This is a genomic window from Duganella sp. P38 (assembly GCF_050859475.1).
Taxonomy (GTDB): domain Bacteria; phylum Pseudomonadota; class Gammaproteobacteria; order Burkholderiales; family Burkholderiaceae_D; genus Rugamonas.
In genome coordinates, this window is record NZ_CP193936.1 from 730,313 (window position 1) to 751,914 (window position 21,602).

Here is a 21,602-nt window from a genome sequence, read left to right on the forward strand (position 1 = left end):
TCAGCCTTGTGGCCAGCGCAGCACGTAGCCCGGCGCCGCGAGTCCGCATGCGGGATCGACGACCGGCGCGGCTCTTGCGCGCTCGAACGGCAGCACGCCAGCCCAGGCAGGCCAGTCCCGGTCTTCCTCGTCGTCGTTTGGGCCGCCGCTGCGTACCTTGCAGGCCGCTTCCTCCAATGTGATGCGAAGCACGGTGGTGGCCGCGTATTCCTTGTCCGAGCCGGGACGTACATCGGCCTGGCGGCCGGGCACGATTTTTTCCATGAATGCTTCCATCGCATGCCGCGCGTCGGCGCCTGCCACCTTTTCGAATCGGCCATAGATCATGGCGGAGCGATAGTTCATCGAGTGGCTGAATGCCGACCGCGCCAGTACCAGGCCATCCAGATGCGTGATGGTCACGCAGCACGCGCTTTCCAACAGGCGCTTCACCATGCGGCTGCCATTCGAGCCGTGGATGTACAGATGGGCTTTCTCACGCCAGCAGGCCGTCGGGATGCAATGCGTACCCTTGTCGTCGCTGAAGGCGACGTGGCAAAGATAGGCGTCATCGATGATGGCGTGCAGCGTGGCACTGTCGTAATGCGCGTTGGTGGCGACGCGGCGAATGCGCGTGCGGTCGGTTGGTGCCTGGTTCATGGCTCTCCTCGTAAAAATCCCAATATAATGAAATGCTGGCTCTAAAAGTAGAGCCATGGTCGATGATTTTTATGGAGCCACGAATGGACCTGTCACTCCTGATCAATGCTTATGCGGAGCGGCATCGCCACCATGGCTGGCCGCGCCAGCGGCTGCTGCACGAGTGCCTGCGCGCGGCCATCCGCGACGGCACGCTGGCCGCCGGCAGCAGGCTCTCCGCCTCGCGCGCATTGGCGGAGGAACTGGGCGTGGCGCGGAATACGGTGCTGTATGCGTATGAACAACTGGCCAGCGAGGGATTCGTCACCACCGATCGGCGCGGCACGGTGGTCGCGGCGGTGACGGCAGATGCGAAAGCTGCGCCGAAGCCCGGCAGGCACGGACATGAGGACGCGGCGCCGCAGGCCGGCTTGTCGCAGCGCGCGCGCAATTTGCGCTCGGTGCCGGGCGATGCATCGCGCATGGGCGCCTTTGTGCCGGGCGTGCCTGCGCTGGACCAGTTTCCGCTGGCACTGTGGCGGCGCTTGCTGGAGCGCGCGTTGCGTGGCTTGACACCGGCGCAGCTGAATTACGGCGACCCGGCTGGCGAGCCGCTGCTGCGCGAGGCGATTGCCGACCATATGCGCGCCGCGCGCGGCGTGGTGTGCGGTGCGCACCAGGTATTCATCACGGACGGCACGCAGAGTGGCCTTGACCTGTGCATGCGCGCGCTGGCGGACCAGGGCGACATGGTATGGATCGAGAATCCCGGTTACGGCGGGGCACTGGCGGCGGCCCGTGGCGCCGGGCTGTCGGTGGCCGGGATTGATGTCGACGACGAGGGCATCGCGCCAGCGGCGGACGACTGGCTGCTGCGGCCTCCGCGGCTGATCTACACCACGCCGTCGCACCAGTATCCCGTTGGCAGTGTCCTCAGCCTGCGCCGTCGTCACGCGCTGATTGATGCGGCGCGCTGCGCCGGTGCGCTCATCATCGAAGACGATTACGACAGCGAGTTCCGGCACGACGGCGCGCCGCTGCACGCCATGCAGGGCCTGGCGCCGGACGCGCCGGTGGTCTATCTGGGCACCTTCAGCAAGACCATGTTCCCGGCGCTGCGCATCGGCTTCATCGTGGTGCCGGCGGCGCTGGCCGAAGACTTTGCGCAGATGCGCGCACAGTCGTCGGCGCGCGGCCGGCCGGCAGAGCAGCTGGCGTTGGCCGAGTTCCTGCGCAGCGGCCAGTTCGCGCTGCATCTGCGCCGCATGCGGCGCCTGTATCGTCAGCGCCGCGACGCGCTGGTGGCGGCGTTGGCGCGGCATCTTGGCTCGGTGGCGACGGTGCACGGAGGTTCGGCCGGCATGCACCTGTCGCTGCGCTTCAACGATGAGCGCATCGACGATGTGAAGGTGGCGGCGCAGGCGGCGCGGCAGGGCATCGCCGTCAATGCCCTAAGCGCGCATGACACGCAGGCCAGCTCGGATTGGAAGGGACTGATGCTCGGCTACGCGCAAGTGCCGTCCGAGCAGATGGACGATCTGGTGAAGCGATTGGCGGCAGTGGTGCACCTTGCGGCATATGCCGCCAATCGCGCGGCTGCGCTGGCGGTGGCGACGCAGCTTAGAACGCCGTGTCAGCCCGCACGTAGAACGAACGGCCGTTCACGCCGATAGGACAGGTTTCCCAGCAGCGGGTGAAGCCAAGTTTCGGGAAGTCGCCGCCGTTGGTCCACTCGTTCGGTAGCTGGTTGAACGCGTTGTTCACGCCCAGGCTGAGGAAGGTGCGCTTGCTGAAGGCGTAACGCACCGTTGCATCGACCAGCCAGCGAGCGTCCCACTTTTGCAGGGGGCTGAAGTTTTCCGCATACACCTCGCCGTAGTAGTTGGCGCGCGTGGTCACGTTCCATGCGCCGGCAGTATAGTCGGCCGCCACCACATGGTGCTTGCGCGGCTGGCCGTGTTCGATCAGCGTCACCTGCGATTTGTCGAACAGCTTTTCGCCGCTCAGCACACTGGAGGTCGAGTGGCGCTTGGTGACTTCCGTTTTGTTGAACCCAAGTTGGCCCGACAGCACCAGCGTCGAGGCGTCGAACTTCGTCGTGTGCACGCCGACGATGTCCAGGCCGCGCGTGCGGGTGTCCACCGCATTGGTGAAGAACTGCGCCTGGCCCACGCCCAGCGGACGCAGGATGTTGGCGATCGGCCCGCCGCCGGCTTCCGGTGCGATCTCGCTGGAGAACACGATGCGGTCCTTGATCTTGATCTGGTAGGCGTCCGCCGTCAGCGAGAAGTTCTGCGATGGACGGAACACCACGCCGACGCTGCCGCTGGTCGAGGTTTCCTCCTTCAGCGGCTTGATGCCGAAGGCCTGGGTTACGGCGCTGCCCTGGCGCGCGGTCAGCGTCTCGGTCAGCACGCCGTTATTCAGGTTGGTGGACACGGAGCTGTAGAACTCCTGCTGCACGCTCGGCGCGCGGAAGCCGGTGGAGGCGCTGGCGCGGAAGCCCAGCTCCCTGGTCGGGTCGAAGCGTGCGCTCAATTTGCCGGTGACGGTGTTGCCGAAGTCCGAGTAGTCCTCGTAACGCACGGCGCCGCCCAGCGTCAGCGTGTCGACCGGCTTGGTCTCGGCGTCGAGGAACAGGGCGATGTTGTGGCGTCCCGAATCGACCGCCGTGCCGGGCGTGTAGCCGGGGAAGCCCTGGATGCCGGCGGCCGCCGTGGCGCCGCTTGGCGTGACGATGTTGATGGCCGGGTTGTTGCTGCGGCCATACTGGTAGGACACCGGATCGCCGGCGACGATTTCGTAGTTGTCCTTGCGGTACTCGAAGCCGGTGGCCAGCGACACGGTGGTGTCGCCGAACTTGACCGGGCCCTTGACGTCCGCATTGAAGGTCAGCTGCGAGAAGCGCAGCGTGCCGGTATCGGCCTCGCGCGGCGATTCGGCGTAGATGCCGCCGCCCGGTTTCGGTTCGTACCAGTAGCTGACGTTCAAGCTGTTCGACTCGTGGAACGCCAGTTCGCTCTGGCCGTAGTTGATGCTGACATCGGCCTTCCAGTCGTTCGGCAGGTCGCGGCGGTAGCCGAAGGCCCACGAGGCATCCTTGATGTCGGTGCTGATCGCCGGCAGGAAGCCGTTCGGGTATACCGACGCCACGGTGCGGTCGTCGCCGGCGGAGCGGAAGAAGCCATACGAGTCGCTCTTGCGCTTGGAGACGCCGCCGAAGGCGTAGAACTCGCTGTGCTTGTCGATCGGCAGCGCGCCGTTCCACCACAGGTAATAGTCCTTGGTGTTGCTGTCGCCGATGTGCTGCGTCACGCGCGGCGGGTTGACGCGCAGCGAGTCGGGGCCGGCGCGGTTGGTTTCGCCGCGCTTGCGCGCTTCCAGCGTCAGGTTGAGGAAGCCGCCGTTCTCGCCCAGCGCGAAGCCGCGATTGGCGCTGGCGGAGTACAGGTCGCCGTCGCCTTCGGAGGTGGTGCCCAGCTGGCCGCTGACGGCGGTTTCGCCGACGTTCGACTTCAGCACGATGTTGATCACGCCGGCAATCGCGTCCGAGCCGTATTGGGCGGCGGCGCCGTCGCGCAGCACTTCGATGTGGTGGATAGCCGCCAGCGGAATGGCGTTGATGTCGGTGCCGGCCGAGCCGCGGCCGATGGTCTGCTGCACGTTGACCAGCGCCTGCTGGTGGCGGCGCTTACCGTTGATCAGCACCAGCACCTGGTCCGGACCCAGCGAGCGCAGCGTGGCCGGGCGGATCGAGTCGGTGCCGTCGCTGATGAAGGTGGTGGAGAAGTTGAACGACGGGTCCAGCGTTTGCAGCAGCTTGCCCAGTTCCAGCGGGCCGGCCGTTTGCAGGTCTTTCTGGCTGATGAGGCCTACCGGCGAGGATGTGTCCAGCGCGGTCTTGGCGACTGAGCGCGAGCCCAGCACCACCACGGTTTGCTCATCTGCTCTGGCGCTGCTGTCGGTAGACGTTTGCGCGGCGGCGGCTTGCGCGGCAAGCAGCAGGATAGCGCTGGCCAGCATGGTGCGTTTGAATTGCGGTGCTCTGGTCATTGTTCTCTCTCTTGTATTTGGAAGCCGGCCAGGCGGGGTAGGGCCGGTGGAAAAATACTAAGGGAGCGATTCCAGTCGATACAACGCGACTTGCATGGCAACGTTGTGAATTATGCACATCTGCCGATAGTACGTGCTTTGTAACGCAATGTATCGTAAGCTGGCCGGCGACCCCGGCACGCGCTATTCAACCGTCGGCGCAAAAGTGTGGCGCGCGCGCATCGGTATGCGGCGCTAGCATATCGATAGACGGTTTATTGCTGGTCCAGCATCCAGCCTTTCAAGCCGTTGACCCAGGTTTTCGCCGGCAGGTTAAGGGTCTTCCTGATTTCGGCCGCGCGCTCATACAGCACGCTGAAGTCCAGCGACGGCGACTGCTTGAAGGCGATGACGACGATGTTCGCGTCGTGCACTTCCGGCAGCCACACCACGGCGTCGAACACCAGTTCCATGGTCTGCAAATTCTTGTCGTAGTTGGTGAAGTCGTCGCCGAAGACGTTGGTGGTCATGACGCCGCCGTCGCGCAGCACGTCGGCGCAGCCCTGGTAGAACTCCTGCGAGTCCAGCACCGGGCCGCGCGCCTCCTCGTCGTACAGGTCCACCTGCAGCACGTCGACCGTGTTGCGGTTGGCCGGGTCAAGCACGAAATCCATGGCGTTCATTTCGCGCACGTCGAGGCGCTCGTCGTTGGACGGCAGGCCAAACTGCGCCTGGCACATGGCGATGACGTTGGGATTGAGCTCGATGGCGGTAACGCGCGCCTGCGGCAGGCGGCGGTAGCAGAACTTGGTCAGCGCGGCGCTGCCCAGCCCCAGTTGCACGATGTGGCGCGGCTGCTCGATGAACAGGAGCCACATCATCATCATCTGCACGTATTCAAGCTCGATGTTGTCCGGCTTGGCGATGCGCATCGCGCCCTGCACCCATGAGGTGCCGAGATGCAGGCTGCGCACGCCCTGGAATTCGGTGATGGTGGCCGGCGGATGGCCGGGCTGGTCGAAACGGACGGCGGGGGATGAAGACTTGGACATCCCGCTAGTTTATCAGGCCAGCGGCAAAATGATGGTGACGGCCAGGCCGCCGCCTTCGCGGTTGCTCAGGGTGATGCGGCCACCGTGGGCTTCGGCGATTTCCCGCGCCAGCGCCAGTCCGAGGCCGGTGCCGCTGCGTTTGGTGGAGTAGAACGGCACCAGCGCGTTGGTCAGCACGGCGTCGCTCATGCCGGGGCCGCGGTCCTGGACGTCGATGCGCACGCCGTCGTGCAGGCGGCGCACTTCGAGCGTCACTTCGCTGGCGGGGAGCCCGATTCGTGGGCGTTCTTCAGCAGGTTGATGAGGGCCTGTTCCAGCTGGGCGGGATCGAAGGCGCTCGGTTCGGCCGGCGCCGTGCCGGCCAGCGTGAACACCACCTGCTCGCCCAGCTGGTTGAGGAACGGCTGCCAGTGCTGCGCCTCCATGCGCGGCGCCGGCAGTTTGGCGAAGCGCGCGTAGCCGAGGATGAAGCTTTCCAGGTGGCGCGTGCGTTCTTCGATGGTGGCGAGGATTTGCGGCAGTTTTTCGGTCTGCCCGCGCCGCACCAGCTCCGCGCCGGAGTGGGCCAGCGAGGTCAGTGGCGCCAGCGAGTTATTCAGTTCGTGGCTGATGACGCGGATGACTTTCTTCCACGTTTGCACTTCCTGCCGGCGCAGCTCCATCGTCAGCTGGCGCAGCAGCAGCAGCTCGTGCTTGCGGCCATTCAGGTTGAAACTGCGGCGGGCCAGGTGGTAGACCTCTTCCTGTTCGCCGCCCTTGACGGTGAACAGGCCGTCGCCGCCGCGCGCCAGCGCGTCCAGCAGCTCCGGCGCGACGTGGGTGAGGATGTCGCCCAGCTTGTGGCCTTCGAGCTTGCGGCCTTGGTTCAGCAGCTGGCGCGCGGCGATGTTGGCGTAGACGATGGGGCCGGACTCGCTGATCAGCAGCATCGCCACCGGCGTGTTTTGCACCATGGTGTCGAGCAGCAGCTCGCGCTGCACCAGGTCGAGCCGCTGCTGGCGCAGCACGTCGCCCAGCGCGTTGTGGGCGCCTACCAGGTCGCTCAGTTCATCGTTTTGCGGCCAGTGCAGGCTGAAAGAGAAGTCGCCGTCCTGGTAGCTGGTGACGGTGCCGGTCAGGGCGCGGAACAGCGACAGCATGCGCTCCAGCTCCGCGCGGATGGTGATGATGGAGATCGGCAGCACGCACAGCAAACAGATGCCGATGACCAGGCCGGGATTGGCGGGGAAGAAGTGCTCCAGCGCGAGCGCGATCAGGATGCCGACCGTGAGCAGGGTGCCGATCAGCGCCGTCCAGCGGGTCAGCAGCGAGAGGCGCAGGCCGCGCGGGCGGCGCGATCCGGCGCCTGGCGGCGGAACGGCCGGCGGTGCGTCGTCGTGGCCCATTATGGCCGGACGATGCCGAGCCGCTCCATGCGGCGGTACAGCGCCTGGCGCGACAGGCCGAGTTCCGCCGCCGCCTGCGCCACCACACCGCCGGCGCGGCTCAGCGCCAGGCTGATGGCGTCGCGGTCCGGTTCGCGCGCGGCGAAGTCGTCGCCGCCGCCGTTCGCGTCGCTGGCCGCCGGCGCCGGCAGGCCGAGGTCGGCCACCTGGATCACATCGCCGCTGGCCAGCAGGCCGGCGCGCAGCATGACGTTTTTCAGTTCGCGCACATTGCCCGGCCACTGGTGCGCCAGCAGCGCCGCCTGCGCGTCCGCGTGCAATTGCTTGTCGGGGCCGAGGAAGTGCATGGCCAGCGGCAGGATGTCGAGCGGCCGCGCCGCCAGTGGCGGCAGCCGCAGCTCGATCACGTTCAGGCGATAGAACAGGTCTTCGCGGAAGGTGCCGGCCTTGATCATGGCCGGCAGGTCGGCATTGGTGGCGCTGACCACGCGCACCTTGACCTGGCGCTCGCGGTTGGAGCCGAGCCGCTCGAAGCGCCCGGTTTCCAGCACCCGCAGCAGCTTCATTTGCCCGGCCAGCGGCAGGTTGCCGATTTCGTCGAGGAACAGCGTGCCGCCGTCGGCCGCCTCGAACTTGCCCTCGCGCGCCCTGGCGGCGCCGGTGTAGGCGCCGGCTTCGGCGCCGAACAGTTCCGCCTCGATCAGCTCCGACGGAATGGCGCCGCAGTTGAGCACCACGAACGGGCCGCTGCGCACCGAGGAATTGGCCTGGATGATTTCCGCGATGCCTTCCTTGCCGGTGCCATTGGGACCGGAGATCAGCACCGGCACGTCGGCGCGCGCCACCTGGCAGGCCAGATGGACCACGCGCTCGGTGGCCGGGTCGCGGAACACCATGCCGCGCAAATCGTGGCCGCGTTCCAGCTCGCGGCGCTGGCGCAGTTCGACCTGCACGCGCTGCTGCAAGGCGCGCCTGGCCTGTCCCAGTTCGATCAGGTTGTTGACGGTGGCGATCAGCTTGTGGTCGTCCCACGGCTTGGCCAGATAGTCGGCGGCGCCGGCCTTGATCAGGTCCACCGCCGCGTTCAGGTGGGTCCACGCCGTTAGCAGTATCACCGGCAGGTCGGGGTGGCGCGCGCGGATGGCGCCGAACAGGGCCTTGCCCTCCGCGCCGGAGGTGGTGTCGGCGCTGAAGTTCATGTCCTGGATCACCAGGTCCACGCTGTGCCGCTCCAGCAGCGCCAGGCCTTCTTCGGGCGAGGCTGCGCGCAGCGCCGCGATGTCGTGCAGCGAGAACAGCACTTCGAGGGCCACGGCGATGGCGGCGTTATCGTCGATTATCAGTACGGTAGGCATGCTGCAAGCATAACATTCCTGATCCTCAAGCGGTACGCGTGGCGGTGGCCGGCGAGATGCTGGCGGCGCGCCACGCCGGCCCGTACACCGCGACCGCCCCCAGCGCCCAGAAGATGACGGCGCCGCCAACCAGGTAGGCGGGCGGCAGCCGCGCCAGTTCCAGCTGGCTCACCAGCAGCTGGTTCAGGCCGAGCGCCAGCAGCACCCCGGCGCCGATGCCGGCGCTGGTGATCATGAAGTTCTCGGTCAGGAAGTAGCGCAGGATGTCGGCCCGGCGCGCCCCCAGCGCGCGGCGCACGCCGATCTGCTTGCGCCGCTGCGTCACCCACAGGCTGGCCATGCCGACGATGCCGCTGGCAGTGATCAGCAACAGCAGCACGCTGACGGTGAGCAGCATCCACGCCAGCGCCTTGTCGGCGCGGTAGCGGGTGGCGCGCAGCTCGTCCATGGTGCGCAGGCGCACGATGATCGGCTGCGCCGAACTGGCGCGGGCGGCCGCTTCCGCTTCCTTCATCACGCGGTCCAGTTGCCCCGGCTCGGCGCGCAGCGTGAAGTTGAAGGTTCTGCCGCCGGTGGCGCGCAGCGGGATCAGCGCCGAAAACTCGCCCTGCTCGGAAATCTGTGCGCCCGGCGTCTGCAGTTTCTCGATGACGCCGACGATCCGCACCTCGCGCGCGCCGTCGCCCATGCCGAAGTACATGGTCTTGCCGACGTAGCTGCTACTGCCGGGCCACATCTTCTCGGCCAGCTTGCGGGTGACGATGGCCACCTTGCCGTTGTCGTCGGTGACGTTCTGGTCGATCACCGGCGCCTCGCCCGGCAGGAAGTCGCGCCCCTCGACCAGTTGCAGGCCCCAGGTCTTGATCAGCGAATCGGCGCTGCGGTAGATGCTGGCGTTGGCGGTCGGCGTGGTCTGCTTGCGGTCCACCGCCAGGCTGGTGTAGTTGCCCGAGCGTGACAGCGGCATCTGCCACGAGGTGGCCACCGACGTCACGCCGGGCACCGCGCGCAGCACCTCGGCGGCGCGCAGCTGCTTGGCCAGTTGCTCCTCGTGCGGGCCGGCCTGCAACTGGCGGATTTGCAGCGCGAAGACATCGCGCTCGTTTTGCAGGCCGCTCTCGCGCGCCGATACCGCCTGCCGCACCTGCACGATGTGCAGCGCGTTGGCGAGGATGGCCAGGCTCAGTGCGACCTGCACCGCCACCAGCACCGGGCCGGTCTTGTTGCGCAGCAGGGCGGAAAGGATGGGACGAATTTCCATGATGTGGCTCGCTTATTGGGATTTGAGTTGCAGCGCCGGCGTCACCTGGCAGGCGCGCCAGGTCGGTAGCAGGCCGGCCAGCACCGCCGAGGCGACCGCCATCGCAAAGGTGGTCAGCATCATGATCCAGTCCATGTGCGCCACCAGGGTCAGCGCCTTCGACTGCATGGCGATCAGCGCCAGCGCGCCGAAGGCCAGCAGCAGCCCAAGCGCGCCGCCGACCAGGCCGACCACCGTGGTCTCGATCAGGAACTGGGTGAAGATTTCGCGGCGCGAGGCGCCCAGCGCGCGGCGCACGCCCACTTCCGGCGCCCGCACCGAGAACTTGGCCAGCAGCAGGCCGATGGTGTTGACCAGGCACAGGACCAGGAAGCCGAACGCCAGCCAGGCCGACAGCTTGCTGTCGTTGCCGACCACCTTCAGGTGGTCCAGCCATTCGCGCACGTCGTACAGCGCGTTCGGCGCGGCGCGCTTCAGGCGTCCCAGCTTGCGCTGCTCGGTGGCGTAGCTGTCGAGGAAGCTTTGCAGCTCGGCGCGGTCGCCGGCGCTGCGCGTCTCGAACCAGAACTGGATCCACGTGCATTCGGACTTGAGGAAGCCCTGGAAGCCCGGCGCGGTGTCGCCGGTGCAGCTGGTGCTGCCGTTGCGCTGGAACTCGTGGCGGATGGCGGTGGCGAAGGGAATGTACATTTCATCCTCGTCGTCGAACGCGCCTTCGTCGTTGCCGATGATGCGGTGGAAGCGCGGCACCACGTTCCACGTGTCGAGCACACCGACGATCTGGAACTGGAAGCCGCCGGCCGTCACGCGCTTGCCGACCGGGTCGGCGTCGCCATACAGCTTGGCCGCCAGCTTGCGGCTCAGGACAATGACGTCGGCGGCGTTCCTGTCGTCGGCCGGACTCCAGCCCTGGCCGTGCAGGAACGGCACGTCGAACATATTGAAGAAATCACTGGTCGGCGCCAGGCCCTGCGCGGTGAAGGCGCCGATGTCCTTGCGTTCCGGTTCGATCGCCAGCGCGATGCCGTAGATGGCGGTGCGGCGCTCGCCGGCCTGGCTGTTCAACAGGTTGACGGCGTCCGGATAGCTCATCTGGTTATCGTTGGGCTTATCGCCCGGCGCGTAGCCCTCGGTGGGGCCGTTGTCGATCAGCGGCACGAACAGCCGGTTGCTCTTTTGCGGAATCGGGTCGCCCGACATCACGTGCAGGATGGTCAGCGTGGCGATGCTGGCGGCCACGCCGACGGCCAGCGTCAGCACCATCAGTGCGGTCAGCGCCGGGTTGCGGCGCAGGCTGCGCACGCCCAGCAGGAAGTAGTATTGGAACATGGTTATCCTCAGGCTTGGGCGGCGTGGGCGTGGCCGACGGTGCTCAGCGACGGCGTTTTGTGCACCAGGTCCGACACCTGACCGTCGATGATGTGGACATTGCGCTGGGTGCGCACGGCCAGCTCCGGATCGTGGGTCACCATCAGGATGGTGGTGCCGGCGGCGTTGATTTCCTCCAGCAGCTCCATCACGCCGCGCGCCATCTGCGTGTCGAGGTTGCCGGTCGGTTCGTCGGCCAGCAGCAGCTTGGGCGAACCGGCCAGCGCGCGGGCGATGGCCACGCGCTGCTGCTGGCCGCCGGACAGTTCGGCCGGATAGTGCTTCATGCGCGAGGCCAGGCCGACCTTGGCCAGCGCGTCCTCGATGCGTTCCTTGCGCTCGGCGGCGTTGAAGCCGCGATAGCGCAGCGGCACGTCGACGTTATCGAACAGCGACAGGTCGGGAATCAGGTTGAAGCCCTGGAAGATAAAGCCCAGCTTTTCGTTGCGCAGGCGCGAGCGGGCGTTGTCGTCCATGCCCTTGACGTTGACGCCGTCGAGGATGTATTCGCCGTCGGTGAATTCCTCCAGCAGGCCGGCGATGTTGAGGAAGCTGGTCTTGCCGGAGCCGGAGGGCCCGGTGACGGTGACGAATTCGCCCTGTTTGACGTCGATCTCGAAGCCGCGCAGCGCGTGCGTTTCGATCATGTGGGTGCGGTACACTTTGCTCAGGTTTTTCATGCGCAGCATGGCGGTCCTCTTCAGGAAAGTTATTGGTTGATCGAGACGCGTTCGGCGTTCTCGAAGGTTTCGGTGCCGGCGATGACGATCTTGTCGCCCTGTTTCAGGCCGCCGAGGATTTCCACGGCGGAGACGCTGGTGGCGCCCAGCTTGACCGGCGTGCGGATGGCCAGGCCGTCGCGCACCAGGTAGACGAAGCGGCCGCCTTCGGATTCGACGAACGGGCCGCGCTGCACCATCAGCACATTCGGCTTTTCGTCGATCAGCAGGCGCGCGGTGACGCGCTGGTTCTGGCGTAGCGCGGCCGGCTGCTCGCCGTTGAAGCGCACGCGCGCCAGCACTTGGTTCTTCACCACTTCCGGCGACAGCGCCGACAGCTTGCCGTTGGCGGTGCCGGTGCCGTAGTTGACTTCCGCCGTCATGCCAAGGCCGATGTCGGCGACGTAGGTTTCGGGCACTTCCAGCTCCACCTCGAGGCGCGACAGATCCACCAGCGTCATCAGCGGCGTGTTGGCCGGCACCACGCTGCGGTTGGCCACCGACAGCGTGCCGATAAAGCCGTCGACCGGCGCCCGCACGGTCAGCTCGTCGACGCGGCGCTGGGCGTTGGACAGCGTGCTGCGTTGCTGGTCCAGCTGCTTGACCTTGGATTCCAGCTCCAGCGCGACGTTGTCGTTTTCCAGCGTCGAGGCCTGTTCCGCGTGCCTGGCACGGATGGCGGCGGAGTTCAGTGCGTCCTTGGCCTTCTGGTATTCGATCTTGGCGATGATGCCTTCGTTGGAGACGGCGTCGTAGCGCTCCAGCGTGCGCTGCGCCGACAGGCGGTCGATTTCGGCGGTGTCGGCGTCGCGCTGCGCCAGCAGTTTCTGCTTGCGCGCCAGGATGCGCTGGCGCGCGACGTCCGCTTCGATCTGCGCGTAGGCCGCTTGCTCCTTCTTCAGCGCGTCGGACAGGTCGGGCGATTCCAGCACGGCCAGCACGTCGCCTTTCTTGACCGTGTCGCCGGCGTTGACCTTGAGCGTGACGGTGGCCAGCGACGGCGCATATAGCGTCGGGCTGACGGCGGCGACGATGCGGCCATTGACGGCGGCGTCGCGGATCAGGGTGCCGCGGCCGACTTCGGCGATGCGCAGGCGCGAGATGTTGACCGAGTGGTCGCTGCCGCGCCAGGTGCTGAACAAGTACCAGCCGGCGGCCAGCAGCGCCACGGCGCCGGCGGCGAGGATGATGCGGCGCCTGTTGTTGTGGCCTTTGGCGGGCGTGATCACGGCGTCTTGATTGGAGGTGTCGCGTATCATGGTGGTTCGGTTGTGAGTGGACGGACAACGTTATGCAGAAAATGTGCCATCTTCTAAGTTGTTGATTTGTATGGCTTTGCCTGCGGCTGTCCGTTGTCCGCGAGCGTCCGTTTTGTCCGCGTCGTCCGGCCCGGACTTGAAAATTTGGCAAGCGGATGCATATGCGGCGCCATGACCGACTATCCTTTCGTCCCCAGCGACGTCGCCTTGTACCACCGCACCGTGTCCGGCACGGACAGCGTGGTGGATGCCCACACCTGGAATGATTTGCTGCTGCCTGCGTACAGCGCGCGGCTGGCTCACGAAACCAGCATTCTTGGCCAGCAGGAGCTGCACCGGCGACTGCACGTCGCGCAGGGCGGCGGAGCGGATTCCGTGGCGCGCGTGCGCGCCTTGCTGGCCGACCCGCCGCTGCGTCAGCGTTTGCAAACCGCTGTCGCCGATCTGCGCGGCGCCGATCGCGAGATCAGCGGGACTTTGTTTGGCGCGGCGTTGCCATCGTCGCCGCGCTGGCTGCCGGCGCTGGCCTGGCTGCCGCTGGCCTGCATCGGGGTTGTGGTGGGCGCCCTGTTCTCCGGCTGGCTGCCGTTGTGGGGCGCTGCCGTGGTGCTGGCGCTGCTGTTATGCGCGATCCAGGCGCGTTATTACGAAGCGGTGCAGGAGTGGGGGCGGGGGCTGCATACGACGCAGATGATGTTGCGCGCGCATACCTTGCTTGGGCAGGTGGACGATGTGACGACGGCTATGCTGCGCGAGGATGCGGCGCAGGCGGCCAGGCTGAATCGTCGCCTCAGCCGTTCGCTGGTGGCGGACATGCCGGGCGCGCGCGAATATAGTGACTGGCTGTTCCTGCACAATGTGCGCCACTATTTCCGCAGCCGCGACGTGGTGCGCGAGCACCTCGGCTTTCTGCGCGCCAGCTTTGAGCGCGTGGCGGCGCTGGATGCGGATCTGGCGCTGGCGCGGCATTTGTCGTCGTCGGCGTCGTATTGCTGGGCGGAGCAGGGCGATGCCGTGCAGCTCGACGAGGTGGTGCATCCGCTGCTGGACGGCGCGGCGGCGCTGAGCTTGGGCATGGCGCGGCAGGGCGTGTTCATCTCCGGCCAGAACGGCATCGGCAAGAGTACCTTGTTGCGCACCGTGGGGCTGAATTTGATGACGGCGCGGGCTTTCGGCTTCTGTTACGCGGCGCGCGCGGTGACCCTGCTGCTGCCGGTGTACAGCAGCATGCAGAACGAGGATGCGCTGTCGAGCGGCGAGAGTTTTTACATGGCCGAACTGCGGCGCGGGCAGGAGCTGCTGGCGCTGGCGGCGCAGCGGCCGGCGATTTTCATCATCGATGAGATTTTCCGCGGTACGAATTATGTGGAGTCGGTGGCGGCTGCGGGGGCGGTGCTGGATGCGCTGGCGGCGCGCGGGCGGGTGCTGGTGGCCTCGCATCATCTGGTGCTGGCGTCATTGTTGTCGGAGCGTTTGCAGCCCTGGTGCGTGAGCCGCGTTGATGGACGCTGGCACGTGGCGCCTGGACTGCTGGTGGATACCAATGGCATCGCGCTGTTGGCCGAACGTGGTTTCGCACCGGCGATTACCGAGCGGGCGAACCGCATCCACGCGTGGCTAAGCAATTACATGGCGCATCCGTCAGGAGAACAGCTTTACCAGGTTGATGGCGTGCAGTGCCAGGGATAAGCCTAGCATGACGTAGATCGGCGTGAACTTGGTCCGTAGCGCGTCGATTCTCGCGTTCAAAGATGCAATCTTCGTATCCATGTCCGCGCGTAGCCCATCAATCTTCGCGTTCAAGAATGCAAACTTTGTATCCATGTCTGCGCGTAGCGCGTCTATCTTTGCATCCATGGATATCGACAGCTTTTCTATCTTCGCGTCCATAGAGGCGCGCAATGCATCGATCTTTGCATCCATCGATGTTTGAAGCAATTCTATTTTCGCGTCCATGGCCGTTCGTAGCGCCTCGATCTTTGCGTCCATGGCTGCGCGCAGCATTTCTATGCGGGCCAGTACGTCGGTTCTGAGCAGCACTAGCTCGCTCGGAGAGACGCTGGCTTCCGCCATCGCCGTGCTGAGCGCGTTGGCGTGTGCCTCCGCATCAGCTGCCGGAACCCCGGCTTCCATCAGGTTGCGCGTGTATTCAAGGGTATCGAATTTGATCGGCATAGTCATGATACCTCCCCATTTGATCGTAGCAGAAAGCCCGCGGCAGCAGCCATTCTCCATCGTATCGAATCGCTAACGCTGACTGTTGAGGTATCGCAGACATGCGCATTGACTTCTGTGCAATTGCATTCTATGATTTCTGTAATGACAGAAATAAGAGAAATCATGGACCTCTCGCCGACGATTCAAAAATACATCCTGCACTGGGGTGAAATGGGCGCGCGCTGGGGCGTGAACCGCACTGTGGCGCAGATCCATGCGTTGCTATTCCTGGTCAACCAGCCGCTCAACGCCGAGCAGATCGCCGAGACGCTGAATGTGGCGCGCTCGAACGTCAGCAACAGCCTGAAAGAACTGCAAAGCTGGGGCCTGGTGCGCATCACCCACATGGCGGGCGACCGGCGTGACCACTTCCTGGCCTTGCAGGACGTGTGGGAAATCTTCCGCGTCATCGTCGAGGAGCGCAAGAAGCGCGAGATAGATCCGACGCTGACCGTGCTGCGCGCCTGCGCCGCTGAGGCGGAACACGATCCGCAACTGGAACAGGCCACCAAGGTCAAAATGGACCAGGTACTGGATTTCCTCGAAATGCTGACCTCCACCTACGACGATTACAAGCATCTGCCGCCAGCCACCATGCAACGCTTCCTGAAAATGGGCGGCAAGGTGGCCCGCATGCTGGGAACCGATTAAAAACCGCCCAATCATTTCTGTTTTTACAGAAATTTTTGACCGCAAACACCGTCAACCGTGAGGTGCCTGAACCATGATGATCTCTTCCGAAGGCGAGCTGTTCGAGAAAATCCCCGGTGCTCCGTGGCGCGCGCTGCGTCCGGACATCCCGGCACGCGTCGACAAGAATCCGCTGCCAGGCAAGACCTTCCTCTGCCACCGCAACAACAGTAGCAAGCAGTTCGGCATCCGCATCGGCGTCTGCCTGTCCCGCATGCGCGATGCCTGGGCAGCGCGGCGGCTGGCCCGAACCGAGGCTGCGCCGGCGCCACTGCGTTTCGCCGACGGCGAGCGCAGCTTCCTGGTCACCGGCGCCACCGGTTTTATCGGCCAGCGCCTGGTGCATGCCTTGCTGCGCGACGGCCACCAGGTGACGGTGCTGACGCGGCAGCCGCGCCAGGCCGCGCAGCTGTTCGATGGCCGCGTCGAATGCATCGCCAACATGGCGCAGTTGCCGCCGTCGCGCCGCATCGACGTCATCGTCAATCTCGCCGGCGCGCGCATCCTGGGCTGGCGCTGGACCGCGGCGCGGCGCGCGGTGCTGCGGCACAGCCGCATCGGCCTGACGGCGCAACTGGTGGCGTGGATCGCCCGCGCCGAACACAAGCCGGCGCAGCTGCTGTCGGCGTCGGCCATCGGCTATTACGGCGTGCAGCCGCGCGGCGACGACACCGAACTGACCGAACGGCACGGTCCGCAGCCTGTCTTCATGTCCGACCTGTGCCGCGAATGGGAGGCGGCCGCGCGCGGCGCCGAGGCGCATGGCGTCAAGGTCGCCTGCATGCGCTTCGGCCTGGTGCTGGGACGGCAGGGCGCGTTGCCGATGATGCTGTTGCCGGTGAAGCTGGGCCTTGGCGGTCCGCTGGCGGGCGGCCGGCAGTGGCTGCCGTGGATACACGTCGATGACCTGATCGCCGGCATTGCCCACCTGTGCCGCACGGGCGGCAGCGGCGCGTATAACTTCACCGCGCCCGAATGCCTGCCGCAGGGTGAGTTCAACCGCACGGCGGCGTCGGTGCTGCGGCGCCCGTATGGCTTGCCGACGCCGGGCTGGCCGATGCGCCTGCTGTTGGGCGAGCAGGCCGATCTGCTGCTGGAGGGGCAGCGCGTGGTGCCGGCGCGCTTGCTCGACAGCGGCTTCGTGTTTGCCCATCCGCAGCTGCGCGGCGCCCTGCACGACCTGTTGTAGCAATGCCTTCACAAAAGTTAATTGCTAGCTCATGAAACTTCAAAATTTGGTATAGTCTTTCTAGTCGGAAATACCAATTTGCGGAGGCGGGATGAATAAGGTTACGGTGCGGGCAAGCTTGCTGGGTGTGCTTGTTTTGTTTACGATAATGTTGCTTGCCGGTGCAGGCCTGGGCATTTTTGCCTTGCAGCAGTCGAACCGCTCGATTGCCGAGGTGCACACGATTTCCTCGCAAATCATCACCATCAACGATGCCTACAAGGACACCACCCGTACCCGTTCCGCGCTGACGCGCGGCTATGCCGCGCTGAAAGAGGGCGACGACAAGGCCACCCGCGATTCGGCGCTGGCCTCCGCCAATAAATCCTACCAGCGCACGCTGGACTTCCTCGACAAGTTTGAAAAGGCGCCGGCGTTCCCCGGCCAGGACACGCAGCTGAAGAAAGACCTGGTGGACTCGGGCCGCAAGCTGTCGGCCGTGCTGGAACGGGCTTCGGGCGCGCTGGCCAAGGACGACACCGCCGCTTATTCGGCGATCAATTCCAATGAGCTGACGCCGGTGGGAGCGGCGTTCTCGGCCTCGCTGGAAAAGTTCCAGAAGCTCGGCGACGCGCAAATCCAGGAGCTGACCGATACCCGCGCCAAGGAATACAGCATCGTCATGGGGCTGGTGGCGCTGGGCCTGCTGATCGCGCTGGCCGTGGTGCTGGGCGCGCACCTGATGCTGCGGTCCACCGTGCTGCGTCCGTTGGAAGGCGCGGTCGAGCAGCTGGACCGCGTGGCCAGCGGCGACCTGACGGCGCATATCGAGGCCTCCGGCGATAACGAAATCCAGCGCCTGCTGTCGGCGATCCAGCGCATGCAGCGTGACTTGCTGTCCACCGTGTCGCGCGTGCGCAACGGCGCCGATGTGATCAATACCGGCTCGCAGGAGCTGGCGTCCGGCAATATGGAGCTGTCGTCGCGCACTGAAACGCAAGCCAGTTCGCTGGAGGAAACCGCGGCGTCGATCGAGGAGCTGACCAGCACCGTCAAGCAGAACTCCGAGAACGCGCAGCATGCGCGCACGCTGGTGGAGGGCGCGTCGGTCACGGCGGCGCAGGGCGGCGAGGTGATGCAGCAGGTGGTCAGCACCATGAACGATATCAACGACGCTTCGCGCAAGATTGTCGATATCACCGGCGTGATCGACGGCATCGCCTTCCAGACCAATATCCTGGCGCTGAACGCGGCGGTCGAGGCGGCCCGTGCCGGCGAGCAGGGCCGCGGCTTCGCGGTGGTGGCCACCGAGGTGCGCAACCTGGCGCAGCGTTCGGCGGCGGCGGCCAAGGAAATCAAGGTGCTGATCGATGATTCGGTGCAGAAGATCCAGTTGGGCACCAATCTGGTCGAGCAGGCCGGCACCACCATGACCACGCTGGTGGGCAATGTGCATCAGGTGACGCAGATCGTGGGCGAAATCGCCGTCGCCAGCCGCGAGCAGAGCGATGGCATCGATCAGGTCAACCAGGCGGTGGCGCAGATGGATGAGGTGACGCAGCAGAATGCGGCGCTGGTGGAGGAGGCGGCTGCCGCCACCCAGTCGCTGCAGGATCAGGCGGCCGAGTTGCAGCAGACCGTCAGCATTTTCAAGATCAACGACAGCGCCGTACCGGCGGCCCGCGGCGCGGGCCATCAGCTGGCGCTGCGTTAATTCCGCAGCGCGCGGCGCCGGTCGCCAAGGCCGGCGTCTTCGTTCCTCAGGCTGGCGCCGCCAGCGGCAGCACGCGACCGCGCCAGCCGCCGTTTTCTTCCCCGATGACCAGGTAGTCGCCCGGCCCCGGCGCCTGCGCCAGCAGCTCGCCGCCGGGCGCCCAGAAGGCGCTTTTGCCGGCCACCGCGTAGCCGCCCGACGGCGCGGCGTGGTTGGCCATCAGCACGCCCATGTGGTGTCGCGCCGCATAGCCTTGCAGCAGCGCGGCGTCGGCCGCGTAACCGCCATCGGAGATCAGCACGCCCGCCACGTACAGCGATGCGCCGGCGTCGGCGGCGGCTTGCGCGTGTTCGGCGCGCGTGGTGTCGGCGCAGATGGCTTCGACATAGCGCTGGCCGTGCAGCGCGTGGGCGCAGGCGCCGATCGGCCCCGGCCGGGCATACACCTGTTCGCCGCCATGCAGGTATTGCTTGCGGTAGACGCGGGCGCCGCCGTCCGCCGCCAGCGTGAGGCTGGCGATGCATGGCAGCGGCGCGCCGGCGTCGGTCAGCGGCGCGCCGACGATCACCGTCATGCCGGCCGCCACCGCCGCCGCGCGCAGCGGCGCCAGGCGCGCATCGTCCGCCGTCAGCGCGCAACCGCGCAGCAGCGGCGGTTCATAGCCGCACAGCGACAGTTCCGGGAACACCAGCAGGTGCACGCCTTGCGCCTGTGCGGCGGCGATGAAGCGCAGATGCGTGCGCAGATTGGCGGCGAGATCGCCGGCCACCGATGGCGCTTGCGCCGCCGCGATGCGGATGCCCATTACTTCTCCTGTTTGAGTGGCTTGCCCTTGTCCATCACTTCGCCGCAGTCGCCCTTGAAGGTGGCGTTGTCGTAGTTGGACCAGCCATAGCTGTCGACGTAGCGCTTGTGCTGCTTGAACTGCTGGCTGACAAAACTCCATTCCAGCTTTTCGTCGGGGTAGGCGATATTGCCCATGTCGAGCAGCGTGTGGAAGATGTTCTCCGTGGCCAGCCGCGCCTTGCGGTGGCGTTGCAGCTGCCTGACCTTGTCCGGATAGTGCGCTTGGAATTGATCCGAGTACCATACCACCGCCGGCACGTGGAATTCGAACTGCGTGTTGTGGCCGTGGAAGGCGAGGTTGCAGCTGCCGTCGTACAGCGTCTGGCCATGGTCGGCCACATACAGCATCGACGCCAGCTGCTGCGTTTCCTTGAGCTGGCCGATCACCTGGGCCAGGAACCAGTCCGTGTACAGGATCGAGTTGTCGTAGCTGTTGTTGATCTCGGGCTTGAGCTTGAGGTCGGTGTAGGCCGGCTGGGCGACGCCGAACAGCGACGGCTGCCACTTGTCGAACTCCTTCGGGTAGCGCTGGCTGTAGTTCCAGTGGTTGCCCAGCGTGTGCAGCACGATCAGCTTTTTCGGCGCCGGATCGGCCACCGCCCGTTGCAGCGGCTCCAGCAGGATCTGGTCGAAATTGGAGTGGTTGGTGAAGCCGCCCAGGTTCATGAACTGCACCACGTTGGCTTCCCTGGCAAACACCGACACCGGCGTGTCGAAACGGCCGAACGAGATCTGGTTGGACAGCCAGAAGGTCTTGAAGCCGGCTTCCTTGTAGGCGGTGAGGAAGGATTTTTCGTAGAAGCCATCCTTCAGCGACTGCATCGCCGGCTTGCGCGAGATAATCACCGGCACCGACAGCCGTGTCGCCGAGACGGCGGTGATGACGTCCGGCAGCGTGACCAGGTTGCTTTCCTGGCTCAGCAGCGGCGTGGTGTCGCGCGTGTAGCCGTTGATGCCCCAGCGGTCGTAGCGCGACGATTCGCCGATGACCAGGATGACGATTTCCGGCGTGTCGTTCTGCACCGGCTGGTGGGCCTTGAAGCTGAAGCTGCTGCTGCGGCGGCCGAGGTCGGCCGGTAGGCGCGCTCCTTGTAGAAGTCGATGCCGCGCGCGGTCAGGCCGAACGGCCACGACGCGGCGAATTCGCCCAGGCTGAGCGGCGAGCGCAGCGGCCAGGGCAGCGGCGCCAGCGCCCAGCCGGTGCGGCCGGCGCCGGCAATGGCCGGGATGGCCGGGGCGCTGGCTTCGGCCGCCTCCTGCCCGGCCCCGTCGCTGGCGCTGGCACTGGCCGTGGCGGCGTCTGCCGGGGTGAGGGCGGCATGGCGCAAGGCAGGATGCGGCGTCGCGCTGGCCGGTGGCGCCGGCCGCGCATGCACGCCAAACTCCCAGCCGTAGGCCAGCAGGCCGGCGCCGCCCAGCACGATGGCCAGCGTGGCCCGGCGCGGCGTGCCGCGCCAGCTCAGCGCCGGGCTGCGCAGGGCCGCCAGCTGCACCGCGATCCACCAGGCGATCACGCCCAGCAGCACCGCCGCCATCAGCCAGACCTTGTTGCCGAGGAATTCCATCGCCTCCTTCGGGCTGGTTTCGGCGATGATGCCCAGGTGGTGGGTGGAAATGCCCTGGCCGTAGTAGACGAACAGGTAAATCTCGGTCGGCAGCGCCAGGAAGGCCGGCAGCAGCAGCCAGTGGAACCGGGCCGGGCGGCCGAACACGCTCCACACCGCCAGCCACGCCAGCGCCTCGACCGCCAGCACGTGGCCCAGTTCCGGCACTTGTTTTCCAAGCAATAGCGGCAGGCACGGCGCCAGCGACAGCAGCAGGTAGCTGGCGAGCACAAACAGGGGAGCGGGGCGCAACAGGGATCGCATGGCAACGGCGGCAGTGGTAGTGCCCGCTATTATCTAGCGTTTCACTGGCT

At 66.1% G+C, this 21,602-nt stretch carries 16 protein-coding genes and 2 pseudogenes; 5 read left to right on the forward strand and 13 right to left on the reverse strand.

The features are described from left to right. Complete coding sequence (locus tag ACRQ5J_RS03290) at positions 1 to 639, reverse strand: pyridoxamine 5'-phosphate oxidase family protein (protein WP_432381124.1); 639 nt, start codon at positions 637 to 639, stop codon at positions 1 to 3. An 83-nt stretch (positions 640 to 722) separates the two neighbouring features. On the opposite strand from ACRQ5J_RS03290, the pseudogene ACRQ5J_RS03295 reads away from it, so the two are divergent. Beyond that, positions 723 to 2,216, forward strand: a pseudogene (locus tag ACRQ5J_RS03295) (PLP-dependent aminotransferase family protein); the annotation flags it as partial. Between the two features lie 22 nt (positions 2,217 to 2,238). Here the strand turns inward: ACRQ5J_RS03295 and ACRQ5J_RS03300 are convergent. From ACRQ5J_RS03300 to ACRQ5J_RS03340, 9 genes are all read right to left on the reverse strand, one after another. Continuing rightward, positions 2,239 to 4,671 (reverse strand): TonB-dependent receptor plug domain-containing protein, encoded by a 2,433-nt coding sequence (locus ACRQ5J_RS03300; protein ID WP_432381125.1) that lies wholly within the window; start codon positions 4,669 to 4,671, stop codon positions 2,239 to 2,241. Positions 4,672 to 4,925: 254 nt separating this feature from the next. Then, complete coding sequence (locus tag ACRQ5J_RS03305) at positions 4,926 to 5,702, reverse strand: methyltransferase domain-containing protein (protein WP_432381126.1); 777 nt, start codon at positions 5,700 to 5,702, stop codon at positions 4,926 to 4,928. 12 nt (positions 5,703 to 5,714) lie between these two features. Then, entirely contained in the window at positions 5,715 to 5,957 is a 243-nt protein-coding gene (locus tag ACRQ5J_RS03310; RefSeq protein ID WP_432381127.1) for an ATP-binding protein, read from the reverse strand. Continuing rightward, a complete protein-coding gene (locus ACRQ5J_RS03315; RefSeq protein WP_432381128.1) occupies positions 5,954 to 7,087 on the reverse strand; it encodes a sensor histidine kinase in 1,134 nt (377 codons plus the stop codon). The genes ACRQ5J_RS03310 and ACRQ5J_RS03315 overlap by 4 nt, the downstream gene beginning before the upstream one ends. Beyond that, the gene (locus tag ACRQ5J_RS03320; RefSeq protein WP_432381129.1) at positions 7,087 to 8,442 is read right to left on the reverse strand and encodes a sigma-54-dependent transcriptional regulator; all 1,356 of its coding nucleotides are present in this window, start codon (positions 8,440 to 8,442) and stop codon (positions 7,087 to 7,089) included. The genes ACRQ5J_RS03315 and ACRQ5J_RS03320 overlap by 1 nt, the downstream gene beginning before the upstream one ends. Before the next feature lie 25 nt (positions 8,443 to 8,467). Further along, entirely contained in the window at positions 8,468 to 9,703 is a 1,236-nt protein-coding gene (locus ACRQ5J_RS03325; RefSeq protein ID WP_432381130.1) for an ABC transporter permease, read from the reverse strand. Between the two features lie 12 nt (positions 9,704 to 9,715). Continuing rightward, positions 9,716 to 11,032, reverse strand: coding sequence for an ABC transporter permease (locus ACRQ5J_RS03330; protein WP_432381131.1), 1,317 nt, complete (start codon positions 11,030 to 11,032; stop codon positions 9,716 to 9,718). 8 nt (positions 11,033 to 11,040) lie between these two features. Then, entirely contained in the window at positions 11,041 to 11,760 is a 720-nt protein-coding gene (locus ACRQ5J_RS03335) for an ABC transporter ATP-binding protein (RefSeq protein WP_432381132.1), read from the reverse strand. A gap of 20 nt (positions 11,761 to 11,780) precedes the next feature. Beyond that, positions 11,781 to 13,049 (reverse strand): efflux RND transporter periplasmic adaptor subunit, encoded by a 1,269-nt coding sequence (locus ACRQ5J_RS03340; RefSeq protein ID WP_432381133.1) that lies wholly within the window; start codon positions 13,047 to 13,049, stop codon positions 11,781 to 11,783. A gap of 171 nt (positions 13,050 to 13,220) precedes the next feature. Here ACRQ5J_RS03340 and ACRQ5J_RS03345 point away from each other — a divergent pair, with 171 nt between their 5' ends. Further along, positions 13,221 to 14,738, forward strand: a complete 1,518-nt coding sequence (locus ACRQ5J_RS03345; RefSeq protein WP_432381134.1) for a MutS-related protein — start codon at positions 13,221 to 13,223, stop codon at positions 14,736 to 14,738. Here the strand turns inward: ACRQ5J_RS03345 and ACRQ5J_RS03350 are convergent. Beyond that, positions 14,691 to 15,230: a coiled-coil domain-containing protein gene (locus ACRQ5J_RS03350; RefSeq protein WP_432381135.1), complete on the reverse strand. Its 540-nt coding sequence runs from the start codon at positions 15,228 to 15,230 to the stop codon at positions 14,691 to 14,693. The two genes, ACRQ5J_RS03345 and ACRQ5J_RS03350, sit on opposite strands and share 48 nt — an antisense overlap. A gap of 159 nt (positions 15,231 to 15,389) precedes the next feature. On the opposite strand from ACRQ5J_RS03350, the gene ACRQ5J_RS03355 reads away from it, so the two are divergent. The 3 genes from ACRQ5J_RS03355 to ACRQ5J_RS03365 all read left to right on the forward strand — a co-directional run bounded on the left by ACRQ5J_RS03355 (position 15,390) and on the right by ACRQ5J_RS03365 (position 18,838). Next, positions 15,390 to 15,917, forward strand: coding sequence for a GbsR/MarR family transcriptional regulator (locus tag ACRQ5J_RS03355; protein ID WP_432381136.1), 528 nt, complete (start codon positions 15,390 to 15,392; stop codon positions 15,915 to 15,917). 73 nt (positions 15,918 to 15,990) lie between these two features. Next, positions 15,991 to 17,145, forward strand: coding sequence for a TIGR01777 family oxidoreductase (locus ACRQ5J_RS03360; protein ID WP_432381137.1), 1,155 nt, complete (start codon positions 15,991 to 15,993; stop codon positions 17,143 to 17,145). 91 nt (positions 17,146 to 17,236) lie between these two features. Next, positions 17,237 to 18,838, forward strand: coding sequence for a methyl-accepting chemotaxis protein (locus ACRQ5J_RS03365; protein WP_432381138.1), 1,602 nt, complete (start codon positions 17,237 to 17,239; stop codon positions 18,836 to 18,838). A 46-nt stretch (positions 18,839 to 18,884) separates the two neighbouring features. On the opposite strand, the gene ACRQ5J_RS03370 is transcribed toward ACRQ5J_RS03365, so the two are convergent. Continuing rightward, positions 18,885 to 19,643 carry a carbon-nitrogen hydrolase family protein gene (locus ACRQ5J_RS03370; RefSeq protein WP_432381139.1) on the reverse strand — a complete coding sequence of 253 codons (759 nt, stop codon included), beginning with the start codon at positions 19,641 to 19,643 and terminating at the stop codon, positions 18,885 to 18,887. Then, positions 19,643 to 21,552, reverse strand: a pseudogene (locus ACRQ5J_RS03375) (phosphoethanolamine transferase). Before ACRQ5J_RS03375 ends, ACRQ5J_RS03370 begins: the two are co-directional and overlap by 1 nt. Positions 21,553 to 21,602 lie beyond the last annotated feature (50 nt).

Excerpts from the sequence above, each read along its gene's own strand:
- ACRQ5J_RS03315 (WP_432381128.1), bottom strand. The coding sequence starts at position 7,087 with ATGGGCCACGACGACGCACCGCCGGCCGTTCCGCCGCCAGGCGCCGGA.
- ACRQ5J_RS03300 (WP_432381125.1), bottom strand. The coding sequence starts at position 4,671 with ATGACCAGAGCACCGCAATTCAAACGCACCATGCTGGCCAGCGCTATC.
- ACRQ5J_RS03305 (WP_432381126.1), bottom strand. The coding sequence starts at position 5,702 with ATGTCCAAGTCTTCATCCCCCGCCGTCCGTTTCGACCAGCCCGGCCAT.
- ACRQ5J_RS03370 (WP_432381139.1), bottom strand. The coding sequence starts at position 19,643 with ATGGGCATCCGCATCGCGGCGGCGCAAGCGCCATCGGTGGCCGGCGAT.
- ACRQ5J_RS03335 (WP_432381132.1), bottom strand. The coding sequence starts at position 11,760 with ATGCTGCGCATGAAAAACCTGAGCAAAGTGTACCGCACCCACATGATC.
- ACRQ5J_RS03330 (WP_432381131.1), bottom strand. The coding sequence starts at position 11,032 with ATGTTCCAATACTACTTCCTGCTGGGCGTGCGCAGCCTGCGCCGCAAC.
- ACRQ5J_RS03360 (WP_432381137.1), top strand. The coding sequence starts at position 15,991 with ATGATGATCTCTTCCGAAGGCGAGCTGTTCGAGAAAATCCCCGGTGCT.
- ACRQ5J_RS03340 (WP_432381133.1), bottom strand. The coding sequence starts at position 13,049 with ATGATACGCGACACCTCCAATCAAGACGCCGTGATCACGCCCGCCAAA.
- ACRQ5J_RS03320 (WP_432381129.1), bottom strand. The coding sequence starts at position 8,442 with ATGCCTACCGTACTGATAATCGACGATAACGCCGCCATCGCCGTGGCC.
- ACRQ5J_RS03345 (WP_432381134.1), top strand. The coding sequence starts at position 13,221 with ATGACCGACTATCCTTTCGTCCCCAGCGACGTCGCCTTGTACCACCGC.
- ACRQ5J_RS03290 (WP_432381124.1), bottom strand. The coding sequence starts at position 639 with ATGAACCAGGCACCAACCGACCGCACGCGCATTCGCCGCGTCGCCACC.
- ACRQ5J_RS03355 (WP_432381136.1), top strand. The coding sequence starts at position 15,390 with ATGGACCTCTCGCCGACGATTCAAAAATACATCCTGCACTGGGGTGAA.
- ACRQ5J_RS03350 (WP_432381135.1), bottom strand. The coding sequence starts at position 15,230 with ATGACTATGCCGATCAAATTCGATACCCTTGAATACACGCGCAACCTG.
- ACRQ5J_RS03365 (WP_432381138.1), top strand. The coding sequence starts at position 17,237 with ATGAATAAGGTTACGGTGCGGGCAAGCTTGCTGGGTGTGCTTGTTTTG.
- ACRQ5J_RS03325 (WP_432381130.1), bottom strand. The coding sequence starts at position 9,703 with ATGGAAATTCGTCCCATCCTTTCCGCCCTGCTGCGCAACAAGACCGGC.